This is a genomic window from Pseudomonas sp. 7SR1 (assembly GCF_900156465.1).
Taxonomy (GTDB): domain Bacteria; phylum Pseudomonadota; class Gammaproteobacteria; order Pseudomonadales; family Pseudomonadaceae; genus Aquipseudomonas.
Window position 1 is genome coordinate 1277999 of sequence record NZ_LT707064.1, and the last position, 26867, is coordinate 1304865.

At 62.6% G+C, this 26867-nt stretch carries 19 protein-coding genes; 9 read left to right on the plus strand and 10 right to left on the minus strand.

The window, feature by feature from the left end; genetic code table 11:
* Positions 1 to 8 precede the first annotated feature (8 nt).
* Complete coding sequence (gene rpiA / locus BW992_RS05870) at positions 9 to 680, minus strand: ribose-5-phosphate isomerase RpiA (protein ID WP_072397700.1); 672 nt, start codon at positions 678 to 680, stop codon at positions 9 to 11.
* Positions 681 to 817: 137 nt separating this feature from the next.
* On the opposite strand from rpiA, the gene ilvA reads away from it, so the two are divergent.
* Both ilvA and BW992_RS05880 read left to right on the plus strand, forming a co-directional pair.
* Positions 818 to 2332: a threonine ammonia-lyase, biosynthetic gene (ilvA, locus tag BW992_RS05875; protein ID WP_072397699.1), complete on the plus strand. Its 1515-nt coding sequence runs from the start codon at positions 818 to 820 to the stop codon at positions 2330 to 2332.
* A gap of 37 nt (positions 2333 to 2369) precedes the next feature.
* On the plus strand, positions 2370 to 2798 hold the full coding sequence (locus BW992_RS05880; protein ID WP_072397698.1) for a DUF2269 family protein: 429 nt from the start codon (positions 2370 to 2372) through the stop codon (positions 2796 to 2798).
* 105 nt (positions 2799 to 2903) lie between these two features.
* Here BW992_RS05880 and BW992_RS05885 read toward each other — a convergent pair whose 3' ends face one another.
* The gene (locus tag BW992_RS05885; protein WP_072397697.1) at positions 2904 to 3560 is read right to left on the minus strand and encodes an HAD family hydrolase; all 657 of its coding nucleotides are present in this window, start codon (positions 3558 to 3560) and stop codon (positions 2904 to 2906) included.
* A gap of 156 nt (positions 3561 to 3716) precedes the next feature.
* Between BW992_RS05885 and BW992_RS05890 the strand changes: the two genes are divergently transcribed.
* Positions 3717 to 4196 (plus strand): RNA pyrophosphohydrolase, encoded by a 480-nt coding sequence (locus BW992_RS05890; RefSeq protein WP_053148065.1) that lies wholly within the window; start codon positions 3717 to 3719, stop codon positions 4194 to 4196.
* Positions 4197 to 4218: 22 nt separating this feature from the next.
* Positions 4219 to 6498, plus strand: coding sequence for a phosphoenolpyruvate--protein phosphotransferase (gene ptsP / locus BW992_RS05895; RefSeq protein ID WP_072397696.1), 2280 nt, complete (start codon positions 4219 to 4221; stop codon positions 6496 to 6498).
* A gap of 217 nt (positions 6499 to 6715) precedes the next feature.
* On the opposite strand, the gene BW992_RS05900 is transcribed toward ptsP, so the two are convergent.
* Entirely contained in the window at positions 6716 to 7462 is a 747-nt protein-coding gene (locus tag BW992_RS05900; RefSeq protein ID WP_072397695.1) for an NRDE family protein, read from the minus strand.
* A gap of 153 nt (positions 7463 to 7615) precedes the next feature.
* Here BW992_RS05900 and BW992_RS05905 point away from each other — a divergent pair, with 153 nt between their 5' ends.
* From BW992_RS05905 to BW992_RS05915, 3 genes are all read left to right on the plus strand, one after another.
* Positions 7616 to 8398 carry a sulfite exporter TauE/SafE family protein gene (locus BW992_RS05905; RefSeq protein ID WP_072397777.1) on the plus strand — a complete coding sequence of 261 codons (783 nt, stop codon included), beginning with the start codon at positions 7616 to 7618 and terminating at the stop codon, positions 8396 to 8398.
* A gap of 68 nt (positions 8399 to 8466) precedes the next feature.
* Positions 8467 to 9276, plus strand: coding sequence for a prolipoprotein diacylglyceryl transferase (gene lgt / locus BW992_RS05910; protein WP_072397694.1), 810 nt, complete (start codon positions 8467 to 8469; stop codon positions 9274 to 9276).
* Between the two features lie 47 nt (positions 9277 to 9323).
* On the plus strand, positions 9324 to 10295 hold the full coding sequence (locus tag BW992_RS05915; protein ID WP_072459148.1) for a thymidylate synthase: 972 nt from the start codon (positions 9324 to 9326) through the stop codon (positions 10293 to 10295).
* A 97-nt stretch (positions 10296 to 10392) separates the two neighbouring features.
* Here the strand turns inward: BW992_RS05915 and cadR are convergent, their stop codons facing one another.
* Positions 10393 to 10839 carry a Cd(II)/Pb(II)-responsive transcriptional regulator gene (gene cadR / locus BW992_RS05920; RefSeq protein WP_072397692.1) on the minus strand — a complete coding sequence of 149 codons (447 nt, stop codon included), beginning with the start codon at positions 10837 to 10839 and terminating at the stop codon, positions 10393 to 10395.
* An 84-nt stretch (positions 10840 to 10923) separates the two neighbouring features.
* Between cadR and BW992_RS05925 the strand changes: the two genes are divergently transcribed.
* Positions 10924 to 13155, plus strand: a complete 2232-nt coding sequence (locus tag BW992_RS05925; protein ID WP_076405753.1) for a heavy metal translocating P-type ATPase — start codon at positions 10924 to 10926, stop codon at positions 13153 to 13155.
* Between the two features lie 105 nt (positions 13156 to 13260).
* Here BW992_RS05925 and BW992_RS05930 read toward each other — a convergent pair whose 3' ends face one another.
* From BW992_RS05930 to BW992_RS05940, 3 genes are read right to left on the minus strand one after another with little or no spacing between them, the layout of a single operon-like run.
* Positions 13261 to 16341: an efflux RND transporter permease subunit gene (locus BW992_RS05930; protein ID WP_076405755.1), complete on the minus strand. Its 3081-nt coding sequence runs from the start codon at positions 16339 to 16341 to the stop codon at positions 13261 to 13263.
* Positions 16338 to 17402 (minus strand): efflux RND transporter periplasmic adaptor subunit, encoded by a 1065-nt coding sequence (locus tag BW992_RS05935; RefSeq protein WP_076405757.1) that lies wholly within the window; start codon positions 17400 to 17402, stop codon positions 16338 to 16340. Before BW992_RS05935 ends, BW992_RS05930 begins: the two co-directional genes overlap by 4 nt.
* On the minus strand, positions 17399 to 18502 hold the full coding sequence (locus BW992_RS05940; RefSeq protein ID WP_076405759.1) for an efflux RND transporter periplasmic adaptor subunit: 1104 nt from the start codon (positions 18500 to 18502) through the stop codon (positions 17399 to 17401). Before BW992_RS05940 ends, BW992_RS05935 begins: the two co-directional genes overlap by 4 nt.
* Positions 18503 to 18684: 182 nt before the next feature.
* Here BW992_RS05940 and BW992_RS05945 point away from each other — a divergent pair, with 182 nt between their 5' ends.
* A complete protein-coding gene (locus BW992_RS05945) occupies positions 18685 to 19845 on the plus strand; it encodes an AAA family ATPase (RefSeq protein ID WP_072459146.1) in 1161 nt (386 codons plus the stop codon).
* A gap of 310 nt (positions 19846 to 20155) precedes the next feature.
* Here the strand turns inward: BW992_RS05945 and BW992_RS05950 are convergent, their stop codons facing one another.
* The 3 genes from BW992_RS05950 to BW992_RS05960 form a co-directional block, all read right to left on the minus strand.
* On the minus strand, positions 20156 to 20938 hold the full coding sequence (locus BW992_RS05950) for a MetQ/NlpA family ABC transporter substrate-binding protein (RefSeq protein WP_072431779.1): 783 nt from the start codon (positions 20936 to 20938) through the stop codon (positions 20156 to 20158).
* 177 nt (positions 20939 to 21115) lie between these two features.
* Positions 21116 to 25852: an RHS repeat domain-containing protein gene (locus tag BW992_RS05955; RefSeq protein WP_076405760.1), complete on the minus strand. Its 4737-nt coding sequence runs from the start codon at positions 25850 to 25852 to the stop codon at positions 21116 to 21118.
* Positions 25853 to 25877: 25 nt separating this feature from the next.
* Entirely contained in the window at positions 25878 to 26831 is a 954-nt protein-coding gene (locus tag BW992_RS05960; protein WP_076405762.1) for a hypothetical protein, read from the minus strand.
* Positions 26832 to 26867: the final 36 nt, after the last annotated feature.

Consider the following 26867-nt stretch of genomic DNA (forward strand, 5'->3'; position numbering starts at 1 on the left):
CCATCGGATCAGGCCTTGAGGGTCTTCACACCTTCCGGCGTTCCCAGCAACAGCACATCCGCCGGCCGCGCGGCGAACAGACCGTTGGTGACGACGCCGACGATGGCGTTGATCTGGCGCTCAAGCTCAACCGGCTGGGTGATCTGCAGGTTGTGGACATCCAGGATGATGTTGCCGTTATCGGTCAGCACACCCTCGCGATACACCGGATCGCCACCGAGCTTGACCAGTTGGCGGGCCACATGGCTGCGGGCCATCGGGATGACTTCCACTGGCAACGGAAATGCGCCGAGCACCGGCACCAGCTTGCTGGCATCGGCGATGCAGATGAAGGTCCTGGCCACGGCCGCGACGATTTTCTCGCGCGTCAGCGCCGCGCCGCCACCCTTGATCAGGTTCAGGTGCGCGTCGCTTTCGTCGGCGCCATCGACGTAGAACTCCAGGTCGCTCACCGTATTGAGCTCATACACCGGGATCCCGTGGCCCTTGAGCCGCGCGGCGGTGGCTTCGGAGCTGGCGACCGCGCCGTCGAACGCGCCCTTGTGCCGGGCCAGCGCATCGATGAAGCAATTGGCCGTGGAGCCGGTGCCGACCCCGATGATGCTCTTGTCATCCAGCTGCGGGAGGATGAGGTCGACAGCGGCCTGGGCCACGGCCTGTTTGAGTTGATCCTGGGTCATGCGGGCTCCGGAAACGGGCAGGGAGTAGAGAGGGGCGCGAGTATAACCCAACAAAACCTCGGGATTCGTGTGGTCGCCCGGCCAAAAGCCGGGTTAGACTCCTTGGCCCTGCCCAACCCGCCCAGTGATGCTTTCCGATGCTCGAACAGTACGTCAAAAAGATCCTCAACTCGCGCGTCTACGACGTGGCCGTGGAAACCCCGCTGCAGAACGCCCGCCAGCTCTCCGAACGGCTGGGCAACAGCATCTGGCTCAAGCGCGAAGACCTGCAACCGGTGTTCTCGTTCAAGATTCGCGGGGCCTACAACAAGCTGACCCAACTCAGCGACGAGGAACGCGCCCGCGGCGTGGTCACGGCTTCGGCGGGCAACCATGCCCAAGGCCTGGCCCTGGCAGCCAAGGTACTGGGCGTGAAGGCCACCATCGTGATGCCCAAGACCACGCCGGAAATCAAGGTCGAAGGCGTGCGCTCCCGTGGCGGCCGGGTGGTGCTGCATGGCGACTCGTTCCCCGAGGCCCTGGCCTATTCGTTGAAACTGGTCGATGAAAAAGGCTACGTCTACATTCATCCTTATGACGATCCCCACACCATTGCCGGGCAGGGCACCGTGGCCATGGAGATCCTGCGCCAGCACCCGGCGCCCCTGGATGCGATATTCGTCCCGGTGGGGGGTGGCGGGTTGATCGCCGGTATCGCGGCCTACGTGAAATACCTGCGGCCGGACATCAGGATCATCGGCGTCGAGCCGGACGATTCCAACTGCCTGCAGGCCGCCATGGCTGCCGGCGAACGCGTGGTACTGCCCAGCGTCGGACTGTTTGCCGACGGTGTCGCCGTGGCGCAGATCGGCCAGCACACCTTCGATATCTGCAAGCATCACGTGGACGAAGTGATCACCGTCAGCACCGACGAGATCTGTGCCGCCATCAAGGATATCTATGACGATACCCGCTCGATCACCGAGCCGGCCGGGGCGCTGGGCGTAGCGGGAATCAAGAAGTACGTCGAATCGCGCGGCATCAGCGGGCAGACCCTGATCGCCATCGAATCCGGCGCCAACATCAACTTCGATCGCCTGCGCCACGTGGCCGAGCGCGCCGAGCTGGGCGAAGGCCGGGAGGCGATCATCGCGGTCACCATTCCCGAACAACCGGGCAGCTTCAAGGCATTCTGCGAAGCCATCGGCAAGCGCCAGATCACCGAATTCAACTACCGCTACAACACCGGCAGCGAAGCGCACATTTTCGTCGGCGTGCAGACGCATCCGGAAAACGATCCGCGCAGCGCCCTGATCGCCAGTCTGACCGAGCAGGGTTTCCCGGTACTGGACCTCACCGACAACGAATTGGCCAAGTTGCACATCCGCCATATGGTGGGCGGGCACGCGGCCCATGTCATCGACGAAATGGTACTGCGCTTCGAGTTTCCGGAGCGACCGGGCGCGCTGTTCAACTTCCTCAACAAACTGGGCGGGCGCTGGAACATCTCGATGTTCCACTACCGCAACCATGGCGCAGCGGATGGCCGGGTCGTCGCAGGGCTGCAAGTGCCTCATGACGAACGTCATCTGGTCCCTGCCGCCCTGGAGGCGATCGGCTATCCATTCTGGGACGAGAGCGACAACCCGGCCTATCAGCTGTTTCTCGGCTGAAGGGCTACGCTCAAAGGCAAGCCATAAGGAAGCGAACATGGAAACGTTAACCGCTCTCAAGGTCGCCCATGTCCTGGCGACGGTGTTGTTGCTGGCCGGTGCGGCGGGGCTGGCCATCTGGGTCTGGCGTGCTCGCCGTGGCGGTGATGCGACGGCGCACACCCGCACGCTGCAAAGACCGCTGGTGTTCATCTGGCTGTTGATGGGCCTGGCGCTGGCGAGCATGCCGTTCACCGGCTGGTGGATGGTGCATCAGGTGGGATGGCCGCTGGGGCAGACCTGGTTGCTGGCTTCCAGCGTGCTGTACACCGCGGCAACACTGGCCGGGTTCTGGCTGTTGGTGCGGTTGAACAGGTTGCGCACGCTGCCGGCGGCGGGCAATGGCAAATTCACCCTGGCCCTGGCGCTGTTCAGCGTCGTCTGTTTTATCGCCATTGCGGGGTTGATGGGAGCCAAGCCGGTTTAAGGTCTTGGACCGTGTCGCTTTCATCGCGAGCCAGCTCGCTCCCACAGAGGTTGCATGATCGACGCAAATCCCCTGTGGGAGCGAGCTGGCTCGCGATAGCCATTTTCAGCCGCGCAGCGAAATCACCGGCCAGCCACGCTTCTCGGCCTCGGCCCTGAGGTTCGGGTCCGGATCCACCGCCACCGGATTCGTGACTACCTCCAGCAGCGGCAAATCATTCATCGAATCGCTATAGAAATAGCTGTTCTGCAGGGAATGCCCGGTTTCTTCCAGCCAACGGTTGAGGCGCGTCACCTTGCCCTCGCGAAAGCAGGGTATGTCAGTGCTGCGCCCGCTGTAGCGGCCGTCGATCATTTCACATTCGGTGGCGATCAGGGTCTCGACTCCCAGGCGCTCGGCAATCGGCGCGGTGACGAAACGGTTGGTGGCGGTGATGATCACCAGCTTGTCGCCGGCTGCACGGTGCTTTTCCAGCAATTCGATGGCCTGTGGCAATACGATCGGCTCGATGCAGTCGCGCATGTAGTCGAGATGCCATTGTGCCAGCACCTCCATTTCGGTGCGCCCGAGGATCTCCAGGCAGAAATTCAGGTACTCGGCGTTGTCGAGCTTGCCGGCCAGGTAATCCTGATAGAACGCATCATTGCGCGCCTTGTACGTCACGGCATCCAGGAAGCCGCGTTCACACAGGTAATCGCCCCAGGCGTGGTCGCTGTCGCCGCCCAGCAGCGTGTTGTCCAAGTCGAATAAAGCCAGCCGCATTGCAGTTACTCGCTGAAAATTCTGAAGAAAGGTGCCCAGAATACGGACTTTTCACAAGAGTGCACATAAGCTAGGCGACGTGTGTGGTCTGGCTCGTTGCTGCTTTCACAACCTTTGTGGAACAATGCGGCGACATGCGTTTGCGAGGTTGTTGCCGTGATCGATCCCGATGGTTTCCGACCCAATGTGGGGATCATTCTTACGAATGATGCAGGGCAGGTGCTATGGGCTCGCCGTATCAATCAAGACGCCTGGCAGTTTCCTCAAGGTGGAATCAACCCCCAGGAGACGCCGGAAGAAGCCTTGTACCGCGAGTTGAACGAAGAAGTGGGGCTGGAGCGTGAAGATGTCGAAATTCTCGCCTGCACCCGTGGCTGGTTGCGCTATCGTTTGCCGCAACGCCTGGTCAGGACGCACAGCCAGCCGCTGTGCATCGGCCAGAAACAGAAATGGTTTCTCCTGCGCCTGCTCTCCAACGAGCAGCGGGTGCGGATGGATTTGACCGGTAAACCGGAGTTCGATGGCTGGCGCTGGGTCAGTTATTGGTATCCGTTGGGCCAGGTGGTGACATTCAAGCGCGAGGTGTACCGACGCGCCCTCAAAGAGCTTGCCCCGCGCCTGCTGACGCGCGACTGACGACGGAGTTCGACCCCGAGCCATGCTCAATACGCTGCGCAAGATCGTCCAGGAAGTCAACGCCGCCAAGGATCTCAAAGCGGCGTTGGGGATTATTGTGTTGCGCGTCAAAGAGGCCATGGGCAGCCAGGTCTGCTCGGTCTATCTGCTGGACCCCGAGACCAACCGTTTCGTGCTGATGGCCACCGAGGGCTTGAATAAGCGCTCCATCGGCAAGGTCAGCATGGCGCCCAACGAAGGTCTGGTCGGCCTGGTCGGCACGCGCGAAGAGCCCCTGAACCTCGAAAACGCCGCGGACCACCCGCGCTATCGCTACTTCGCCGAAACCGGAGAGGAGCGCTACGCCTCGTTCCTCGGGGCACCGATCATTCACCACCGCCGTGTCGTCGGCGTACTGGTCATCCAGCAAAAGGAGCGTCGCCAGTTCGACGAAGGCGAAGAAGCCTTCCTCGTGACCATGAGCGCGCAACTGGCCGGGGTTATCGCCCATGCCGAGGCCACCGGTTCGATCAGCGGCCTGGGACGCCAGGGCAAGGGCATCCAGGAAGCCAAGTTCGTCGGCGTGCCGGGCTCGCCGGGCGCGGCGGTGGGTACCGCGGTGGTCATGCTGCCGCCTGCCGACCTCGACGTCGTGCCGGACAAGGCCATCAGTGACATCAATGCCGAACTGGCGCTGTTCAAGACTGCCATCGAAGGCGTGCGGGCCGACATGCGGGCCCTCTCGGCCAAGCTGGCGACTCAGCTGCGTCCGGAAGAGCGCGCGCTGTTCGACGTCTACCTGATGATGCTCGACGACGCCTCGCTGGGCAGCGAGGTGACCACGGTCATCAAGACCGGCCAATGGGCCCAGGGCGCGTTGCGCCAGGTGGTGACCGACCACGTCAACCGTTTCGAACTGATGGACGACGCCTACCTGCGTGAGCGCGCTTCCGACGTCAAGGACCTCGGCCGCCGGTTGCTCGCCTACCTGCAGCAGGAACGCCAGCAGACCCTGGTCTACCCGGACAACACCATCCTGGTCAGCGAGGAGCTGACCCCGGCCATGCTCGGCGAGGTGCCCGAGGGCAAGCTGGCGGGGCTGGTGTCGGTATTGGGCTCGGGCAACTCCCACGTGGCGATCCTGGCCCGTGCCATGGGCATCCCGACGGTGATGGGCCTGGTGGACCTGCCGTATTCCAAGGTCGACGGCATCCAGATGATCGTCGATGGCTACCATGGCGAGGTCTACACCAACCCCAGCGAAGTGCTGCGCAAGCAGTTCTCCGATGTGGTGGAGGAAGAAAAGCAACTGTCCCTGGGCCTGGATGCGCTGCGGGACCTGCCTTGCGTGACCCTCGACGGCCACCGCATGCCGCTGTGGGTCAACACCGGCCTGCTGGCCGACGTGGCCCGGGCGCAGAAGCGCGGCGCCGAGGGTGTGGGCCTGTACCGCACCGAAGTCCCCTTCATGATCAACCAGCGCTTCCCCAGCGAAAAGGAACAACTGGCGATCTACCGTGAACAGCTGGCCGCATTCCACCCGCAACCGGTGACCATGCGCAGCCTGGACATCGGCGGCGACAAGTCCCTGTCCTACTTCCCCATCAAGGAAGACAACCCGTTCCTGGGCTGGCGCGGCATCCGCGTGACCCTCGACCACCCGGAGATCTTCCTGGTCCAGGCCCGCGCCATGCTCAAGGCCAGCGAAGGCCTGAACAACCTGCGCATCCTGTTGCCAATGATCTCCGGCACCCATGAACTGGAAGAAGCCCTGCACCTGATCCACCGGGCCTGGGGCGAAGTCCGCGACGAAGGCACCGATGTGCCGATGCCTCCGGTCGGCGTGATGATCGAGATCCCGGCGGCGGTGTACCAGACCAAGGAGCTGGCGCGGCAGGTGGACTTCCTGTCGGTGGGCTCCAACGACCTGACCCAGTACCTGCTGGCGGTGGACCGCAACAACCCGCGGGTAGCCGACCTTTACGACTATCTGCATCCGGCCGTGCTGCAGGCCCTGCAGAATGTGGTGCGCGACGCCCATGCCGAAGGCAAGCCGGTGAGCATCTGCGGTGAAATGGCCGGGGATCCGGCGGCAGCGGTGCTGCTCATGGCGATGGGTTTCGACAGCCTGTCGATGAACGCCACCAACCTGCCAAAAGTGAAATGGATGCTGCGCCAGATCAACCTCAGCAAGGCCCAGGAACTGCTGGCGGAAGTGATGACCATCGACAATCCGCAAGTAATTCACAGCTCCTTGCAACTGGCGCTGAAAAACCTTGGGCTGGCGCGGATGATCAATCCGGCTTCGAACAAGACCCTCTGATCCTGCGGCGCTCCTGTCGCGAGCAAGCTCGCTCCCACAGTGATCTCGGTTGTTCACAGCGTTTGTGTTCACTGACGATCTACTGTGGGAGCGAGCTTGCTCGCGATGAGGCCAGCAATGACACGGCAAACTAGACTCTGTACGAAACAGTCTTGAGAAGAAGGTCAGGCAGTGTTCAACGCAGCATGAACGAGTATCAAGGCTTTTCGTACAGAGCCTAGACCTTGAGCTCCACCTCCCCCAGATGCCCCCCATGCGGCCCGAAACTGCGCTCGACCAGGTGTCGGGTTCCATCGGCATGGACAATCAACGCCGTGCTCGCTCGCGTCCCGTAGGCGGGGCTGGCAATGAACACACTGGACAGCAACGTCTCGGTCGCCAGCCCCACGCCCGTGTCGGGCAAGTCAGCCACCGGTGCGGGCTGCGGGTCGTTCAGCAGAGCCAGCAATGACTCGGGCCGCGGATCGTCCAACACCTCGGCCAGCGCGGCGCGGGCCTTGAGCAACTTGGGCCAGGGCGTGTTCAGCCCGGCGTTCGACAAGCCATAGACCCCCTCGGCCAAGCGTTGTGGCCGGGCATCGCGAGCATTGTGATGCCACAGCTCGGAGCCGTCGCCGAGCAACAGGTTGAACCCGCCATATTCGCCAGCGCGAGGGACGATTTCGCTGAAGTATTCGGCAATCGAGAGATGCCCGGTCAGGAACCGCGCCACCAGTTCACCCCGCGACTTGAACGCCGGCATCTGGCCCGGGTCGCGGATATTGGTCAGGGCCGCGAAACGGCCACCGGCAGCCACGCCGAGCCAGGTGCCTCCAGCCTCCAGGTCACGGCCAGCATGGACCTGCGGCGCGTCAGGCCACTGGGCCAGGGGCAAGGTCGGCCGGGCGTAGAACTCGTCGCGGTTGGCCGCCACGATCAGCGGCTGGGCATGCCCAGGTCGCCAGGCAAATACGATCAAGCACATCAGGTTGTCCCGTTAAAAAATGAACCGAACACTCCGCTTTCGTGGATCACTTTACCCACACAATCGGCCGGCATCCATCGCCTTCAGTGGAGCCGGGGGCCACGGATCCGTTACCATGCCGCTCTTGTTTGGGGGATGGGCGGGGAGACGCCGGTGGAATTTGTGCTCTATCTGCTGCTCGGCGCCTGCGCCGGCGTGCTGGCCGGGCTGTTCGGCGTGGGTGGCGGGATCATCATAGTCCCGGTACTGGTGTTCAGTTTCACCTTGCAGGGCTTCGATCCGCAGGTGTTGACGCACCTGGCCGTCGGTACATCCCTGGCGTCGATCATCTTCACCTCGGTCAATGCCGTGCGTGAGCACCAGCGCAAAGGCGCGGTGCGCTGGCCGATCTTCGCCTGGATGACCGTCGGGATCCTGATGGGCGCCGGTTTCGGCGCGATCACCGCCGAGGCGATTGCCGGCCCGCACCTGCAGAAAATCATCGGCGTGTTCGCCCTGGTCGTCGCCGCGCAGTTGGGCCTGGATCTCAAGCCCAAGGCCAGCCGTACGGTACCGGGCAAGGCCGGGCTGACCCTGGCAGGCACCGTGATCGGCTGGGCTTCGGCGATCTTCGGCATTGGCGGCGGCTCGCTGACCGTCCCTTTCCTGACCTGGCGCAGCGTGCCGATGCAGCAGGCGGTCGCGACATCGTCGGCGTGCGGCTTGCCGATCGCCCTGGCCAGCGCATTGAGTTTCATGATTCTTGGCTGGCAAGATCCCTTGTTGCCGGCCCATAGTCTGGGCTTTGTCTACCTGCCGGCCTTACTGGGCATCGCCCTGACCAGCATGGTTTTCGCCCGTATCGGCGCGCGCCTGGCCCACCGCCTGTCGCCGCGCCTGCTCAAGCGAATGTTCGCCGCCTTGCTGTTCTGCGTGGGGCTGAGTTTCCTGTTCTGACGCAATACTGGCTTAATCCCGGGATGCCAGCCTCCCCCGGGCATTTTTGACGTTTACGAGGAATATCCATGCTGCCTTACCCGCAGATCGATCCGGTGGCCCTGGCCATCGGTCCGCTGAAAATCCACTGGTACGGCCTGATGTACCTGATCGGCATCGGCGGCGCCTGGCTGCTGGCATCGCGTCGGCTGAACCGTTTCGATCCCACCTGGAACAAGGAAAAACTGTCCGACCTGGTGTTCTGGTTGTCCATGGGTGTGATCGTCGGCGGACGCCTGGGCTACGTGCTGTTCTACGACCTGAGTGCCTACCTGGCCAACCCGACGTTGATCTTCGAGGTCTGGAAAGGCGGCATGTCGTTCCACGGCGGCTTCATCGGCGTGATGCTGGCAGCGCTCTGGTTCGGCAAGCGCAACAATAAATCGTTCTTCGAACTGATGGACTTCGTCGCCCCCATGGTGCCCATCGGCCTGGGCGCCGGGCGCATCGGCAACTTCATCAACGCCGAATTGTGGGGCAAGCCAACCGACGTCCCGTGGGCGATGATTTTCCCGCCGTTCAGCGACCCGGCGCAGTTGCCGCGCCACCCGTCGCAGCTTTATCAGTTCGCCCTCGAAGGCGTGGCACTATTCCTCATTCTCTGGCTGTTCTCGCGCAAGCCGCGGCCGACCATGGCGGTGTCGGGCATGTTTGCCCTGTTCTATGGCATCTTCCGCTTTATCGTTGAATTCGTCCGCGTACCGGATGCCCAGCTCGGCTACCTGGCGTGGAACTGGCTGACCATGGGCCAGGTGCTGTGCCTGCCGATGATCATCGGCGGACTGGTGCTGATCTGGCTGGCTTATCGCCGGGCGCCGGCTGCGGCCGCCAAGGTTTAAATTCGAATGCCGGAGCGCCGCTCCGGACTCAAGGACACAGGTAACACATGAAGCAATATCTCGATCTGGTGGCCGATGTCATCGAGCATGGCACCCGGCAAGCCAACCGCACGGGAGTGAACACCATCAGCCTCCCCGGCGCCATGCTGCGCTATGACCTGAAGGACGGTTTCCCGGCCATCACCACCCGCAAGCTGGCCTTCAAGTCGGCCATCGGCGAGATGTGCGGCTTCTTGCGCGGCGTGAACAACGCCGCCGAATTCCGCGCCCTGGGCTGCAAGGTCTGGGACCAGAACGCCAACGAAAATACCCAGTGGCTGGCCAACCCGTTCCGCCAGGGCGAAGACGACCTGGGCGAGATCTACGGCGTGCAATGGCGCAAGTGGCCGGCCTACAAGCAGATCCCCCTGAGCAACCCGGCGGCCATCGAGCAGACCCTGGCCCAGGGCTACCGGCGGATCGCCGAGGGTGAGGAGAACGGCCAGGCTTACGTGGTGCTGTACAAGGCCATCGACCAGGTGCGCCAGTGCGTCGACACCATCATCAAGGACCCGGGCAGCCGGCGTATCCTGTTCCATGGCTGGAACTGTGCGCAGCTCGATGAAATGGCCTTGCCGCCGTGCCACCTGCTGTACCAGTTCCACCCGAATGTCGAGACGAAGGAAATCTCCCTGACCCTCTACATCCGCTCCAACGACCTGGGCCTGGGCACGCCGTTCAACCTCACCGAGGGGGCCGCGCTGTTGAGCCTGATCGGCCGCCTGACCGGCTACACGCCACGCTGGTTCACCTATTTCATCGGTGACGCCCACGTCTACGAAAACCATCTGGACATGCTCAAGGAACAGCTCAAGCGCGAGCCGTTCCCGATGCCGAGACTGGTGATTTCCGAGCGGGTGCCGGAGTTTGCCAAGACTGGCGTTTACCAGCCTGAGTGGCTCGAACTGGTGGAGCCCGGCGATTTCTCCCTGGAAGGCTACCAGCACCATGCGCCGATGACAGCGCCGATGGCGGTCTGAGCAACGCCACCATCCCTTGCGGGAGCGAGCCTGCTCGCGATGAGGCCCTTACATTCAACCTATAGGTTGACTGCCAAGCCGCTATCGCGAGCAAGGCTCAATGCCCATGACTCCTGCCTACATGTGAATGCTCCACTTCCGGCGCCACCGCACCACTCACTTCCAGGCGCTGCAGGATCCCGCATTGATCCGGGTCCGGCCCTTCACCGCAGCGATGGCGCAGGTCGATCAGTTGTGCCTGCAGCGCCAGCAGGCCATCGATACGGGCCCTGACGTGGAGGATGTGTTCATCGATCAATGCATTGACGCTTTCGCACTGGTCCTGGGGACTGTCGCGCAGGGCCAGGAGGCTGCGGATTTCCTCCAGGGTCATGTCCAGGGTGCGGCAGTTGCGAATGAACGTCAGCCGCTCGGCATGGGCCTGGGTGTAGACCCGGTAGTTGCCGTCGCTACGGGCAGGCTCAGGCAGCAAGCCTTCGCGTTCGTAATAGCGGATGGTTTCCACCTGGCAGTCGGTCATCTTCGCCAGCTCTCCGATTTTCATCCCATGCCTCCCGAATAGATGCTTGACCCTATAGTGGCTACAGGGTCTTTACTGTGCAACAGGCACTTTTCACGGACGTAACCGATGAGCGACTCCCTTCACACCCATAAGCCTGTTCACAAATCCGGCCACGGCCATGCCCATGGGCATTCCTGCTGCGCCTCGAAAGCGGCGCCGTCGGTGGTCGACCTCGGCAAAGCGCCGACAGACGGCGCGCGGCTGAGCAGTTTTCGCATCGAAGCCATGGATTGCCCGACGGAGCAGACGCTGATCCAGAACAAGCTGGGCAAGCTCGAGGGCGTGCAGCGACTGGAATTCAACCTGATCAATCGCATCCTGGGCGTGACCCACGCCCTGCCCAGCGATGCGCCGATCATCGAGGCGATCCGATCCCTGGGCATGCAGGCCGAACCACTCGCTGCAGGCCAGGACACCCCCACCCACACCCCACCCTCCCCAGCCAAGCCTTGGTGGCCGCTGGCCCTGTCCGGCCTCACCGCCCTGGGCGCCGAGGTGATTCACTTCGCCAGTGCCGCGCCGAACTGGGTGGTCGCCCTGGTGGCGCTGGTGTCGATCCTCAGCGGCGGCCTGGGCACGTACAAAAAGGGCTGGATCGCCCTGAAGAACCGCAACCTGAACATCAATGCCCTGATGAGCATTGCCGTGACCGGCGCGGTGTTGATCGGGCAATGGCCGGAGGCGGCCATGGTGATGTTCCTGTTCACCGTGGCCGAGCTGATCGAGGCCAAGTCCCTGGACCGGGCACGCAACGCCATCAGTGGCCTGATGCAGATGGCCCCCGAACAGGCCACCGTGCAGCAGGTCGATGGCAGCTGGAAGGTGCAGGAGGTCAAGGCCATCGCCCTGGGTGCCCGCGTGCGAGTCCGCCCCGGTGAACGCGTGGGCCTGGACGGTGAAGTGGTGGCCGGCCGGTCCACCATCGACCAGGCGCCCATCACCGGGGAAAGCCTGCCGGTGGAAAAAACCGTCGGCGACAACGTGTTCGCCGGCACCATCAACCAGGCCGGCGAGCTGGAATACACCGTGACCGCGGCGGCCGAACACTCCACCCTGGCGCGAATCATTCACGCCGTGGAGCAGGCCCAAGGCTCACGGGCACCGACCCAGCGCTTCGTCGATCGCTTCTCGAAAATCTACACCCCGTCGGTGTTTGCCCTGGCGGTGGCGGTGGCGGTCATCCCGCCGCTGTTCATGAGCGCGACGTGGTTCGACTGGATCTATCGGGCGCTGGTGCTGCTGGTAGTGGCCTGCCCTTGCGCACTGGTGATCTCCACCCCGGTGAGTATCGTCAGCGGTCTCGCCGCCGCGGCGCGCAAAGGCATCCTGATCAAGGGCGGCGTGTACCTGGAAGGCGGTTACAAGCTGGATTACCTGGCGCTGGACAAGACCGGCACGATCACTCACGGCAAGCCGGTGCAGACCGACTATGTGGCGCTGGACCCAACGCTGCAGGCCAGCGCCCCGGCCCTGGCCGCGAGCCTTGCCGCTCGCTCCGATCACCCCGTATCACGGGCCATCGCCAGCGCGGTTGTGGATAAGCAGGCATCGCCACAGTCTGTGGATAACTTCGCCGCGTTGCCGGGACGAGGTGTTCGAGGCGACATCGATGGCCGGACCTATCACTTGGGCAATCATCGCCTGGTGGAAGACCTTGGCCTGTGCTCTCCCGAGCTGGAAGAAACACTCTTCGCCCTGGAAAAACAAGGCAAGTCCGTGGTGCTGCTACTGGACGACACAGGCCCCCTGGCGTTGTTCGCCGTGGCCGACACCGTCAAGGACTCCAGCCGCGACGCGATCCGGCAGTTGCACGAACTGGGGATCAAGACCCTGATGCTCACCGGCGACAACGCCCATACCGCCGAGGCGATTGCCGGGCAAGTGGGCATGGACCGGGCCCAGGGCGACTTGTTGCCGGAGGACAAGCTCAAGGCCATCGAAGCGTTGTACGACCAGGGTCACCGGGTCGGCATGGTGGGCGATGGCATCAACGATGCCCCGGCCCTGGCCCGGGCCGAGATCGGCTTCGCCATGGCGGCGGCCGGTACCGACACTGCCATCGAAACGGCCGATGTCGCCCTGATGGACGACGACCTGCGCAAGATCCCGGCGTTCATCCGCCTGTCGCGGCAAACCTCCGCCATCCTGAAGCAGAACATTGCCCTGGCGCTGGTGGTCAAGGCGATCTTCCTGGGGGTGACCTTCACTGGCTACGCCACCCTGTGGATGGCGGTATTCGCCGACATGGGGGTGAGTCTGCTGGTGGTGTTCAATGGGTTGCGGTTGTTGCGTAAATAAAGAACGCGGGCGCTGATTTTGCGGTCCGGCCCATCACACGTTTCGCTAGATCCCCTCACCACAGGATGGATCTCATCACCACAGGTCAACTCCCCTTATGCCGGATCAACTCCCCTCACCGAGGGATCTGCCCCGGTCTCCGTCACGCTTGGGCTCGCGGATCTTGTACCAGGCGACATACAGCGCCGGCAGGAACAGCAACGTCAGCAAGGTGGCGATGATGATCCCGCCGATCATCGCGTAGGCCATCGGCCCCCAGAACACTTCCCGGGCGATGGGGATCATGCCCAGGCTCGCCGCGGCCGCCGTGAGCAGGATCGGTCGGCGTCGGTGTTCCGTGGCCTCCACCACGGCGTCCCAGGGCGTGTAGCCGGCCCGCTCATACTCGTCGATCTGGGTGACCAGGATCACCGAGTTGCGGATGATGATGCCGATCAGCGCCAGAATGCCCAGGATCGCCACGAAGCCCATGGGCGTGCCCGTGGGCACCAGCGCCAGCACCACGCCGATCAGGCCGAGGGGCGCGACGCTGGCCACCAGGAACAGCTTCTGCACGCTGTGCAGCTGGATCATCAGGAACGTCGCCATCAGGAACAGCATCAGCGGCACCACGCTGGCGATCGGGCCCTGGGCCTTGCTGCTCTCCTCCACCGTACCGCCGGTGGCGACCTTGTAGCCCACAGGCAGGCCGGCGGCGAAGCGGTCGATGTCCGGCTGCAATTGCTTGACCAGGTCGGTGGGCTGGATTTCGTCGCGCACGGCGGCCTTGATGGTAATGGTCGGCTTGCGATCACGCCGCCAGACCAAGGGCTGCTCCAGCTCATAGCGCACTGTGGCGAACGCCAGCAACGGGATCGAAGTACCGCTGGGCGTGACGATCTGCAGGTTCTGCAGGGTTTCCGGAGACTCACGTTCGGCGTCCTCGGCACGTCCGACCACGTTGATCAGGTAGATGTCGTCGTTGACCTGGGTCACGGGCGAGCCGCTGACGATACTGTTCATCAACCGGGCCACGTCCTCGGAAGACAGCCCCAACTGCCGCGCCTTGTCCTGGGCGATGTCGATGCGCAGGACCTTGCCCGGCTCGTTCCAGTCGTAAATGATTTCTCCGATATGGGAGTTCTTGTCCAGCTCGGTGGCCAGCTCGATGGCGTGCTTGCGCACCTGGTCGATGTCCTTGCCGCTGACCCGGTACTGGATCGGCCGGCCCACCGGTGGGCCCATTTCCAGGGACTGCACATAGCTGCCGATGCCGACGAAATCCTCGCGCAGGCGTTTGTGCAGGCGTTCGGTCAGGGCCGTGCGCGACTCCAGGCCCTTGCTCACGATCACCAACTGCGCGTAGTACGGGTTCTGCAGTTGCTGGTCCAGCGGCAGGTAGAAACGGATCGCGCCCTCGCCGATATAGGTACTCCAGCGCACGATGTCCGGGTCGCCCTTGAGGGTCGCTTCCAGGCGATCGACGGCCTTGCGGGTTTCCTCCATCGAGGCGTTCTGCGGCAGGTTGAGGTCCACCAGGATTTCGGGGCGGTCCGAAGACGGAAAGAACTGGTTCTGCACGAAACGCATGCAGAACACCGCCAGCACGAACAGCAGCACGGTGATGCCGATGGCCCACCAGCGATTGCGCATCGCCCACAGCAGGCCGCCATTGAACGCCCGACCGATCCGCCCCGGCTCGGCGCTGTGGGGCTTCACGTTGGTGCTGAGGATATGCACGCCGATCACCGGGGCGAACAGCACCGCGACGATCCAGGACACCAGCATCGCCACGGCGATCACCGCGAACAGGGTAAAGGTGTACTCCCCAGCGGAGCTGGCGTTCAGGCCGATGGGCACGAAGCCGGCCACGGTCACCAGGGTACCGGTGAGCATCGGGAACGCGGTGGAGGTGTAGGCGAAGGTCGCGGCCTGCTCCTTGGTTTCGCCCTTTTCCAGGCGCGTCACCATCATCTCCACGGTGATCATCGCATCGTCCACCAACAGGCCGAGGGCAATGATCAACGCACCGAGGGAGATCCGCTGCATGGTGATGCCGCTGTATTCCATGAACAGGAAGACCATCGCCAACACCAATGGAATCGAGCAGGCCACCACCAGTCCGGCGCGGATGCCCAGGCTGATGAAGCTGACGACCAGCACGATCACCACCGCCTCGAACAAGGCGCTGGTGAAGCCGCCGACCGCCTCTTCCACCACCTCGGCCTGGTCCGACACCGTGTGGACTTCGACGCCCACCGGCAGGTCGGCGGTCAGCTCGTTCATTCGCGCATGCAGCGCCTTGCCGAAGTCCTGGATGTTGCCGCCCTTTTTCATGGCAATGGCCAGGCCGATGGCCGGCGTACCGTTGAAACGGAACATCGGCGTGGCAGGGTCGACGTAACCGCGGCTGATATCGGCGATGTCGGCCAGCCGATAGAAACGATCGTTGAGCCGCAGGTTGACGTTGGCCAGGTCCTTCTCCGACTGGAACTGCCCGGATGTACGCACGGAGATCCGCTCGGGGCCGGCGTCGATCACCCCGGCCGGCGTCACGGCGTTCTGGGATTGCAGGCTCTGCACCACCTGGCGCTGGTCGATGCCCAGGGCGGCGAGCTTGCGGGTGGAGAAGTTCAGGTACAGCACTTCGTCCTGCTCGCCGATCATTTCCACCTTGCCCAGGCCGGGGACATCGCGGACCTCGGCGCGCACCTGCTCGACGTAGTCGCGCAATTGGCGCATCGACAGGCCGTCGCCGGTAAAGGCATAGACCGACCCGTACACATCGCCGAACTCATCGTTGAAACCCGGGCCTTGCAGGCCTTGAGGGAAGTCGCCGCGAATATCGTTGATCTTCTTGCGTACCTGGTACCAGATCTCGGGGATGTCCTTGGCGCTGGTGGTGTCGAGCAGGTACACGAAGACCGTCGACTCACCCGGACGTGTGTAGCTTTTGACGTAGTCGAGGGAGTCGAGCTCTTCGAGTTTTTTTTCGATGCGGTCGGTGACCTGCCTGAGCGTTTCCTCCTGGGTCGCGCCGGGCCAGCGCGTCTGGATGATCATGGTCTTGATGGTGAACGAAGGATCCTCCTCGCGCCCCAGGTTCATGTACGAGAACACGCCCATCAGCAGCGCGACGAACATCAGGTACCAGACAAACGACTGATGCCGCAGGGCCCATTCGGAAAGATTGAAAGGCCCTTTCATCGTGCGTCCTCGTCGAGTTTCACTTTCTGCCCCGGTTGGAGGCTGTTCACACCGGCGCTGACCACGCGGTCGCCGGCCTTGATGCCATTGGCCACCAGCACCGCATCCGCCGAACGTTCGAGAATGCGCACGTCACGGGGAGAAACGGTCTGGCTTTGCGGGTCGACCAGCCAGATCCGTGCCTTGCCGTCGACCTCTTGCAGCGCGCTGAGCGGCAGCTCGATGCGCGGCTCGATGGCCGAGCTCAACGTCACGCCGATGGCCGTGCCCAGGCGCAGGCCCGGCGGCGTATCGGCCAGCGTCAGGCGGGCGCGACGGGTACGGGTAGCACTCTGCGCCTGGGGTTCGATCTCGCGTACGGTCGCGGTGGTGCGGGTGGCCGGGTCCAGTTGCGCAGACACTTCGAACACCACGTCCGGGGGCAGGCGCTCGGCCAGTCCGGCCGGTAGGTCGATCACCGCTTCCTTGATGTCCGGGCGCGCCAGGGTCACCACTTGCTGGCCGGCGGTGACCACTTGCCCGGCCTCGGCATGCCAGGCGGTGACAACCGCGTCGTGGTCGGTGCGCAGCTCGCTGTAGTTGAGCTGGTCACGGGCTTGTTCCACCGCAGCCCGGGCTTGCTCAAGGGATGCTCCGGTGGTCTTCAGGTCGGTCTGGGCGATGTCCAGCTGCGCCTGGGCACCGACACCGCGATCGAACAGCTGTTGCTGGCGACGGGCATTGGCCTGGGCATTGATGTATTGCGCCTCGATCCGCGCCAGGTCGCCCTGGGCGGCCCGCAACTGGTTCTGTTGGTCGGTGGGGTCGAGGGTGGCCAGCAGATCGCCTTTCTTCACCTCGGCGCCGACATCGACATTGCGGCGAGCGATACGCCCGGCTACGCGAAACCCCACATTGCTTTCGTAACGTGCCTGGATATTGCCGGCGAACCGCCCCAGGGCCTGCTGGTCCAGGGCCCGCACTTCGATGGACAGTACCGGGCGCACGGGCCCGGGCGGCGCTTCCTCCTTCGAACAGGCTGCCAGCGCCAGGCCGGCCAGGACCATCCACAAGCGCTTCATGGTTGGGCTCCTATGGTTTTCTGTTCGCTGGGATGTTCAGCAATTTCGACATGCACGCCGGGGTGCAACAACTGGCCTCCCGCCGTGATGACTTTCTCGCCTCCCTTGAGCCCATCGCTGACGATCACCTTGCCGGTCAGGTAGCGGCCAACGGTGACGGTTCGCAATTGGGCCTTGCCTTCGTCGTCCACCAGCCATACGGCGGGCTCGCTGAGGTTCTTGGTCAAGGCCGACCACGGCAGCTCCACGGCGGTCTTGCCGGCGGACTTGGCGGTGGCGCTGACCACCGATCCCAGGCGCATGCCTTCGGGCAGGCTATCGAGGGCGACCTTGACCTGCACGGTACCGGTCTCGGCGGACACCGCGGGCGTGATCTCGCGCACCTTGCCGGAGGTCTGGATGGCCGGGTTGTCCAACAGGCTGATCACGATGGCCGGATCCGAGGACGGCTCGCTGAGCAGGGATTCGTAGATGTTGAACACCGCATCGCGCTCACCGTCCCGGGCGAGGCTGAAGATCGGCTCCGTGGCCTGCACCACCTGGCCAACCTCCGCCTGGCGCGCCGTGATGATGCCCGGCGCCTCGGCGATCAGCGCGGTATAGCTCAGTTGTTCGCGGGCATTGGCGAGCTGGGCCTGGGCGGCGCTCAATGCACTCTGGCTGCTGCGCAGTTGCGCCTGGGCCGCGTCGTATTCGCTCTGGCTGGTGTAGCCCTTGGGCAAGAGTTTCTGCTGGCGCGTGAACGCTGCCGCGCTCTGCTTGACCCGCGCCTGCTCGGCGGCCACCTGGGCCTCGGCGGAATCGACATTGGTCTGCAAGTCCCGGGGGTCGAGCCGCGCCAGCACCTGCCGGGCCGAGACTCGATCGCCCACATCGACCTTGCGCTCGATGATCTTGCCGCTCACGCGAAACGACAGGTCAGTCTGCACGCGAGCCTGGACATCGCCGGTCAGGGTCACCGAAGCCGCGTATTCGCTGGGCGTGGCTTGCTGCACGAAAACCCGCGGCAGCGCTTTCTCCACGGCCTTTTCCTCACCGCATCCCGCCAACAACGCACATAAACCCAAGCCAACAACCAGTTCGATTCGGGGACCAGCCATGCAGACTCCTTTGCGTTGTACGGACGTGCCAGTGACGATACGACTGTGAGCTTAGAGCAGGGTTCAGTGCTTGCAACAGAATCACAATGCACACGCCAATCAGGCAAACTGCCCTTTTTGCACAGGCAACGGCAAGCCAAGCGAGTCGGCGCCTGCAAGTCCAGCCAGCAGGACAACCTCTCATGCTCCAGACCCTTGCGGTGGCCAACTACCGATCCATCAATGAACTGGTCATTCCCCTCGGCCGCCTGAACCTGATCACCGGCCCCAACGGCAGCGGAAAATCCAACCTGTACCGCGCCCTGCGGCTGTTGGCGGAAACGGCCCAAGGCGGGGTCGTCAACGCCCTGGCCCGTGAAGGCGGACTGGATTCGACCTTCTGGGCCGGGCCGGAGCACATCAGCCGACGCATGCGCAACGGCGAGGTACCCGTCCAGGGCAACGTGCGCCAGGCCAGAAAACGCCTGCGCCTGGGATTCGCCGCCGAAGATTTCTCCTATTCGATCGCCCTGGGCCTGCCGGAACCCAGTCTTTCCGCGTTTTCGCTGGATCCGCAGATCAAGCGCGAAACCATCTGGGCCGGGCCGGTCTTTCGTCCCGCCAGCCTGCTGGTGGACCGCAACGGGCCGATGGTGCGCGCCCGGGAGGGTCGCTCATGGGATGTCCTGGCCCAGCACACCCCCACCTTCGACAGCCTGTTCGACCAGGTGGGCAGCCTGCGTACGTCCCCGGAGGTCTTGCAGATGCGCGAGTTCATCCGTCGCTGGCGCTTCTACGATCATTTTCGCAGCGACGCCGAGGCCCCGGTGCGCCAGCCGCAACTGGGCACCCGCACGCCGGTGCTGCACCACGACGGCCGCGACCTGGCGGCCGCCCTGCAGACCATCCTTGAAATCGGCGACTTCCAGGCGCTGCATGCCGCCATCGGCGATGCATTTCCCGGCGCCCGCCTGGACATCGAAAAACTCCAGGGCGGACGTTTCGCCATCGCATTCCAGCAGCACGGCCTGCTGCGTCCGCTATCCGCCGCCGAGCTGTCGGACGGCACCCTGCGCTATCTGCTGCTGGTGGCCGCCCTGCTCACGCCGCGACCGCCCTCGCTGATGGTGCTCAACGAGCCGGAAACCAGCCTGCACCCGGACCTGTTGCCTGCCTTGGCGCGGTTGATCATCCGGGCTTCGGCCAATTGCCAGGTCTGGGTCGTATCCCACGCCACGCGCCTGATCGCCGCCTTGCAGCAGGACGATGATTGCAATTGCATCATGCTGGAGAAAGACCTGGGCCAGACCGGCGTAGTGGGCCAGGGCATGCTGGATGCCCCCGCGTGGAACTGGCCGGATTGACTGACGGTATTTGCAGAGGCCGAGTAAGAAGGCTATTTTCCTTTGCGCTGTAGGAAGGGTCTAATTTTCCAGCAACCTCTCCAAGGAACCGCAGCTCAAGGCCAGACTCCATGGCTTCCATCACAAGGACGATAAAAAATGGCTGACGTGAAAGCCCCGCAACCCCTCGACCCACAAGATATCGTCAAGCTGCTGGTGGCCCTGCGCCGGGCATTGAAGGCACGGCCTGCGTAACGCAATGGCAGGCAATAAAAAACGCCGACGCTGGCCAAGCCGTCGGCGTTGAAAGTTTCAAGCACGCGTTGCTCGATCAGAACGCCGGCAGTACCGCACCGCTGTATTTCTGCTCGATGAAAGCCTTCACTTGCGGGCTGGTCAGGGCCTTGGCCAGCTTCTGCATGGCGGCGCTGTCCTTGTTGTCCGGGCGAGCCACCAGGAAGTTCACATAGGGCGAATCCGAACCTTCGATCACCAGGGCATCCTTGGCCGGGTTGAGACCCGCTTCCAGCGCATAGTTGGTGTTGATCATGTCCAGGTCCACCTGGTCCAGCACCCGCGGCAGCATGGCCGATTCCAGTTCCTTGAACTTGAAGTTGTGCGGGTTCTTGGCGATGTCCTTGGGCGTGGCCAGGGCGTTTTTCGGATCCTTGAGTTCGATCAGTCCAGCCTTCTGCAGCAGGATCAGGGCACGGCCGCTGTTGCTGCCTTCGTTGGGGATGGCGATGGTCGCGCCATCCTTGAGCTCGGCCAGGCTCTTGACCTTCTTCGAGTACCCGCCAAACGGTTCGACGTGTACGCCGATCACGGTCACCAGGTTGGTGCCCTTGCCCTCGTTGAAGCTCTTGAGGTACGGCAAGGTCTGGAAGTAGTTGGCGTCCAGACGCTTCTGATCGACCTGTACGTTGGGCTGGACGTAGTCGGTAAAGACCTTGATCTGCAGGTCCACGCCTTCCTTGGCCAGGGCTGGCTTGATCAGCTCGAGGATTTCAGCGTGGGGCACCGGCGTCGCCGCCACCACCAGTTTTTCCGCCGCCTGGGCCAGGCCCGAAGCCAGGGCTGCCGCCAATGCGGTGAACAACAGAACCTTTTTCATGCAGTGTCCTTATCGAATATCACTGTCGTCATGGACGACGGCCAACGTTGGGGTGCCAGCGAAGTGCTATCGCTGGCGTGGTACGGAAGATACCGATATTTTTTATGCCTTAACAATACCTTTTATCTAAATACATATATCGATAATTCATATATGAATAACCCTTTCGCGCGCCCTTCATGCGAATCGGATTTGCGCGCTTCGCTCCCTGATGTCTCCGTAGATATCGTCAGGTGCCTCGCCATGCCGGGGACCACTGGATCTTTCCCCTGCCAACCCCAGAAACCCTTGGGCTTTTTCGATGTACTTGTCTCTGTCGATGACGTAGGTGCCCCCCTTGAGCGGGTAATGGGCATAACTGGTCACGTCCTTGGCGGTCAGCACATCTCGAAGGTCGTTTTGCAAGGCAACGAGGTTGCGCCGCCCGCCGCCTCTGACCAGAGGGCTCGCCGCCCTGGCGTAGCCACCGATGCGTGTCCCGCGCAAGGCGTTGCTGCGGCCCAGCGTCACGGCGTCACCGAGGGACTCGACCGTATTGCGCAGGGCCACCGATGTCCCTCTGCCCAGCAGCTTTCCTGTCAGGGAAGCGCCGCCGGACACGACGCCCAAGGCCAGGCTGGCATAGCTCAGCACCTGGGTCGCGACGGCGTCCGGAGCCGCCTCCTCCAGCACGATGGACGCGATCGAGGCCGCACCTGACACCACCTCCAGCGTCAAGGCCGTTGCCGCCGAAAACGAGATGCCTATCAAGGGCGCGGATGCCCCCAGGGTCGCCAGGGTGAACGCAACGGAGGCGATGGCGAAAGCAGCGGTAATGCCAATCTTGATCCAGCCCCAGGTAGAGATATGGCCGGTGGGATCGCTCAGATTGATGGGGTCGCCCAGGCAATAGGCATAAGGATTGAGACCTCCCCCATCGAACGGACTCCAGTCGTCTGGCCGGTGAAATCGCATCAGTACCGGATCGTAGGCCCGATAGCCGTTGCCCAGCAGATAACAGCCGGTCAGCGGATCCTGCGGCTCGCCACCGAGACCGAACAGACTGCCCGGTCCCTCTGCCGCCGCGCGTTGCCCATAGGGCGAATAGTCATGCCGGAGACTGTCGCCGCCGGAAAGAGCCTGCAGGACATTGCCACAACCATCCGTCCTGTACAGCACCGTTTCCTGGCCCTGGGACAACGCCAGCAGCTGCCGCTCTTCATGCATGAAGCTACGGCTATCCTGCCCCGCGACTTCGCTGCACAACTGCTCGTCGCGGTAGAAGCGCCGACAGGGCTTGTGTCCTGCCAGCTCAACGGCATGAAGGCGGTCAGAGGCATCGTACCGATAACGCGCCAATATCGACTTCGAGTCAGCCGAAGCCACACTTTCCAACCGCCCCAGTTCGTCGTAGATCAACTGATGTCCACGGCAATCGTTGAGCAGATTGCCGTCGGCGTCGTAGCGAAAGGTCGAATCGGCGGATGCATAGTCGGGGTGACTGTGGCTGACGCCGCTGAGTTGGGTTTTATCGACCAGGTCATACCGATACGTTGCCGTGTTCACGCCGCCTGGGAAATGCGTGACGACCTGGCGGATGTTGTCCAGCGCGTCATAGGTGAAGTCCTGCGAGACGATGGCCTTGCCCTGGGCATCCACTGGCGCCTGCGGCCCTTGGCAGGCGTAACGCGTCAATCGACCCCGCAGGTCATAGGCAAACGTCTCGACACGCACGGCTGCGTTGGACTTGAGCGTACGCTGGCTGAGCCTGTCGCCCGGGCCGAACGACTGGCTCACCTCGACGACATCATTTCCCTGGGAGGAGCGCCGGAGGATTTCGCGACCAAATTCGTCGTAGTCCAGTTCGGTGACCAGCGAAAGGCCCGATCGGGGATCGGTGACGGTGATGCACTTGACTTGCTCCCGGGCGTCGTAGGAGTACGTTGCACTGATGCGCTCCTGAACAGGGAGAGCAGCAGGGCCTTGGGTGATGCCCACCAGGCGTCCGGTCGGATCATAGAGGCAGGTGCGAACCGTGCCGCTGACGTCGGTGTAGCCAATCGGCTTGCCCATCAGCGAACAGGTTTGCCCGCTGTCGAACCGGTCGAGGGCCGTGACCCACGATTCCCGGCTGAGACGGCCGGAGGGACAGTACTCCATGCGCCGCTGTACCAACGAGTTGGCCGATTCCTGGAGCAAACCTGTACGGGGGTCGAACCGATGGCTGGCAGCGACGGACGCCTGGCTGCCGGAGCGACTGGTGACGTCATCGGCGAGCAACGGATCGAGGGTGAACCGCAAGGTTTTTCCAGACGCGGTGCTCTTTTGCGTGGGGTTCCTGCCGGAACCCTCGTAGACCATCCGTTCGGTACGACCACCCGCCTGGTTGTGGGTCACGCGCATCAGCCCGTCGTAGGTGCGGGTTCCCAGTGCATAGCCGTTGGCGCTGATCTGTGTGGGGTAGTCCCCCTGGCTCTGGGCGGCATATTTCTTCTCGACCAGGGTACCGTCGGGCAAGGTGGTACTCAGCACGCGGCCGGCCAGATCGTAGGTGTAGCAGGTCACCCCTCCGTCGGCGGCGGTCTGCTGGATGCACCGTCCCAGGCCATCGTATTCGTAAAGGGTCACCTCTCCCACGACGCCGGAACGGTCCACGCGCTCGACCCGCGATGGCTTTTCCAGGGCGTTGATGAAGGTACGGGTCTTGCCGCCGCCCTCCTTCCACTCGGTACGGGTGCGCGCCACCGGATCGATCTCGTCATGAGTGACTTCGCGCCCGCGGCGGATAGTGCGGTTCTGATGGCCCCACTCGTCATATTCATAGTGGGTGTCCAGGGTTTTCGGCTCGCCGTCGAACCAGTCGGTCTGTGCATCCGCCTGCAGGCGTCCCAGGCCATCGTAACTGGCCTCGTAGATCACGCGCATGGGTGCGCCGGGCATGTCGACGTCCTGCTTCTCGACCTTCACGGTACGACCCAGCCCGTCGCTGCGGGTGACGGTCAGGACGCCGCGGGCATCCTTGACGGTGACGCTGGCAAGGCCATCATCGGAGGCAGCACCGGCCTGGTAGGTGAACTGGCGCGACGCCGCATGGCCCGTGTCGGGCATCACGGTTTCACGGGTCAGTTGCCCCAGTGAGTCATATTCCATGCTGACGGTATTGCCCCCGCAATCGCAGGTCTTGACCAGCCAACCGCACACATCATGCCACTCCTGCCTCAGGTGGCTCAGCCCTTCGGCGCGGAAGGTCTGGTCGGTGCGAACGTTTTCGTCTTCATGCCGGTACGCATAGTGATGCTTGCGGCGCACGCCGCCTACGGTTTCTACCTTGCTTTGCAGACGTCCATGAAAGGCGTCCTTGACGTTGTTCACATACTTCAATCGACACGCCACCCGAGGCTCGGCGACGCCCTCCTCGCAGAGCGTCTCGCTGGCGAGCCGGACACAGCGGTGACCCGCCAGCAGCGACGGCAATTGGCTGTAGGTGTAGCGCACCACGGTGGTCGGCGCTGCGGCGAACTCGGCCGAGGCGATGATCCACTTCTGTTTCAGAAAACAAGGCACGCCTATGGGGCTGGCAGGGCAATCCGCGCTCCCTTGCGCCGGAAAATACTCATAGACTTCCCGTACGCCACCCGGGCTGGTTTTTTCCAGCAGATTGCCATGTTCGTCGTAGGAGGTATGGGTGGTCTCGACCCGACTTTTTACGGGAGTCGCGCGAGTATCGAAGAAGCTGTCGCGCACGATGCGCTGCATCTGGAACTGCGCAGGCTGATCCCTGAAAGCCCGATTGGGCACATCGTAGTATACGATTTCCCGCAACTGCATCTTGCTGCCACTGATCGTCCGTTGGGAAATCATCGAGTGGAAGCGATTGTAGGTACGTATGACCCGGGAAGACTCACGCGGCCCGCCTTTACCAGGGGCCATCTGAATCTGGGTGCAGGAGTATTCGTAATGACCGCTGACGTCATACAGCACATCACGCTCGGCAGACCAGCGTACCCCCGCGCCATGCCCTAGGAAATTACTCACGGAATATTCATACAGGGTGATGATCGCTGGCTGGCCCCCGCCAGGGGCCATGATGGATTGAGATACAACAGGCAGGTAGGGCACCGGTGCCCCGGCGGGAAGCCTGTGACCCTCGGCCTGGTACCGAAGCGTCTGCCGGGCCCCGCTTGGCTGGCTGATTTCGGTCATCAGCAGAAAACCATTTATACGCGCGTAGTCGAAGGTCCAGGTCAATGGAAGTTTTTCGGCAGTGATCAGCCTGATGTGTTGGAGCGTTCCGTTGCGCAGGACAAACAGGTACTGGAGTTTCCTTGAAGGTACGTCCGGCCACAGGGTGATGGTCGTTGCCGTCGACCTGGCTCGGGCGTAGTCGACTTTCAGGATGCGGCGATCCTGCCGGTAAACCGCCACCAGTTGCAGGCGGCCCGCGACAGGACGGTACTCGTAAAGCGTTTCCTTGCCCTCGGGGCTGTACTCCCGTGCAAGCAGCCATTCGTGGAATGTCGCACCGGGGCGCGACAGCACGTCGACTCTTCCATCGATGTACTCGATGAAAAGTTCATTGCCTTGCATCGTGACGCGCAAGTTATCGAGTTTCTTATCCTGGAAAGCCACCTGGTTTCCATCGGTGTAGAGCTGGTAGGTTTCTCCGCTCGTCAGCGTCAACTTTCGTCGGCGCTGGTCATAACTGCAGGTGCGCAAGGCCCAACCGGCGCCGAAACCCAGGTCCTGATCATTGAAGCAATCGTATGCCAGGGTCGCTGATACGCTAGATCCGACGGCGGCGTCATCCGGCGCCGCGTCCAGCGCCACGCTGCAATTGCAGCTACCCGTGCGCGGGTCCACGCCCGAACGAACAAAACTGTCGAACTTGAAGGCCGCCGAGGTCAACTGACCTTGGAGGGGTGAAGAGGTATTCATCGGTTCTTCCTTGAACGAAATGACTTTAGATTCTGGTCACGCGAACCGTCAGCGGATCATCAGACATCTCCACGCGTAAAGCATGAGGATTTCCGTACATGTCGGTCAGTTCCAGCGAAGTGCTCTTGAGAGAGCTTCTCACCCAGACCGGTCCGAGCTTCCCGTAGGCCAGAACCAATGCGACACGCCCGTTTTCGCTATGATGCCTTCCCATTGCATCCGGCCGCTCCCAAGGCACTTGAGCATTTGTATGTATAGGTCGACCATTCCCGTAGCCAATAAGGTAGTAACCCGAATAGCGCTTATCCGAACTTCCCATTCGCAATTGATAGTTCATCCAAAAACCGTCATAGAACCTCATTAGCTGTTGATCAACTACCAGATCCAACATCAGAACCTCGACCTTCTCGATATCTCCCTTCGCGCTGTAGTAGTCGAATTTGGTTCGACTAATCGAATACTGCTCGGACCTATAGACCGCCGGCTGAAGTGGGACCACCGTAAGCGTGCCCAACTCATCCTGCTTTCTGGATAGAAAGGTTTCGCCGTCTGCCCGGGTGATGCGCAACTGCAGTTCGATCGGTTTATCGGAGCTGGACGTCACATAGAAATCCTTGGTGTAGACAAACTCCCCAGACGGTACCGAGCCCCGCACGGGCAGGTTGGGAGGAAGCTGGCGGAAGCGGGCATCCTGCTGGTCGGTGTATTTCCATGCACCGACATCACCACGATTCCTGTCCTTGATGAGTTCCGCCCCCGTATGCCCATCAACCAGGACAATGGAATCGATTTCAGACTGGGTCAGGGGAAGGCTGCTGCCCAGCCAACTCTGAACCTGGACAAATACCCTTACCATCAATTGTTGATTACCGTTGCTGTATAACTGGTTGCCCCCCGTCACGGAAAAAACTCCAAAACTCTCCAACTTGTACCATCCCGATGGTTGCGTCGCGACAGGTGTATTGATTTCGTACTTCATTTAAATCCTCATCACTCAAGTTAATTGATTCACGAC

Bases quoted from the DNA above. Each gene is read 5' to 3' on its own strand.
- rpiA (WP_072397700.1), bottom strand. From the start codon at position 680: ATGACCCAGGATCAACTCAAACAGGCCGTGGCCCAGGCCGCTGTCGAC.
- ilvA (WP_072397699.1), top strand. From the start codon at position 818: ATGCTCGAACAGTACGTCAAAAAGATCCTCAACTCGCGCGTCTACGAC.
- BW992_RS05880 (WP_072397698.1), top strand. From the start codon at position 2,370: ATGGAAACGTTAACCGCTCTCAAGGTCGCCCATGTCCTGGCGACGGTG.
- BW992_RS05885 (WP_072397697.1), bottom strand. From the start codon at position 3,560: ATGCGGCTGGCTTTATTCGACTTGGACAACACGCTGCTGGGCGGCGAC.
- ptsP (WP_072397696.1), top strand. From the start codon at position 4,219: ATGCTCAATACGCTGCGCAAGATCGTCCAGGAAGTCAACGCCGCCAAG.
- BW992_RS05900 (WP_072397695.1), bottom strand. From the start codon at position 7,462: ATGTGCTTGATCGTATTTGCCTGGCGACCTGGGCATGCCCAGCCGCTG.
- lgt (WP_072397694.1), top strand. From the start codon at position 8,467: ATGCTGCCTTACCCGCAGATCGATCCGGTGGCCCTGGCCATCGGTCCG.
- BW992_RS05915 (WP_072459148.1), top strand. From the start codon at position 9,324: ATGAAGCAATATCTCGATCTGGTGGCCGATGTCATCGAGCATGGCACC.
- cadR (WP_072397692.1), bottom strand. From the start codon at position 10,839: ATGAAAATCGGAGAGCTGGCGAAGATGACCGACTGCCAGGTGGAAACC.
- BW992_RS05925 (WP_076405753.1), top strand. From the start codon at position 10,924: ATGAGCGACTCCCTTCACACCCATAAGCCTGTTCACAAATCCGGCCAC.
- BW992_RS05930 (WP_076405755.1), bottom strand. From the start codon at position 16,341: ATGAAAGGGCCTTTCAATCTTTCCGAATGGGCCCTGCGGCATCAGTCG.
- BW992_RS05935 (WP_076405757.1), bottom strand. From the start codon at position 17,402: ATGAAGCGCTTGTGGATGGTCCTGGCCGGCCTGGCGCTGGCAGCCTGT.
- BW992_RS05940 (WP_076405759.1), bottom strand. From the start codon at position 18,502: ATGGCTGGTCCCCGAATCGAACTGGTTGTTGGCTTGGGTTTATGTGCG.
- BW992_RS05945 (WP_072459146.1), top strand. From the start codon at position 18,685: ATGCTCCAGACCCTTGCGGTGGCCAACTACCGATCCATCAATGAACTG.
- BW992_RS05950 (WP_072431779.1), bottom strand. From the start codon at position 20,938: ATGAAAAAGGTTCTGTTGTTCACCGCATTGGCGGCAGCCCTGGCTTCG.
- BW992_RS05955 (WP_076405760.1), bottom strand. From the start codon at position 25,852: ATGAATACCTCTTCACCCCTCCAAGGTCAGTTGACCTCGGCGGCCTTC.
- BW992_RS05960 (WP_076405762.1), bottom strand. From the start codon at position 26,831: ATGAAGTACGAAATCAATACACCTGTCGCGACGCAACCATCGGGATGG.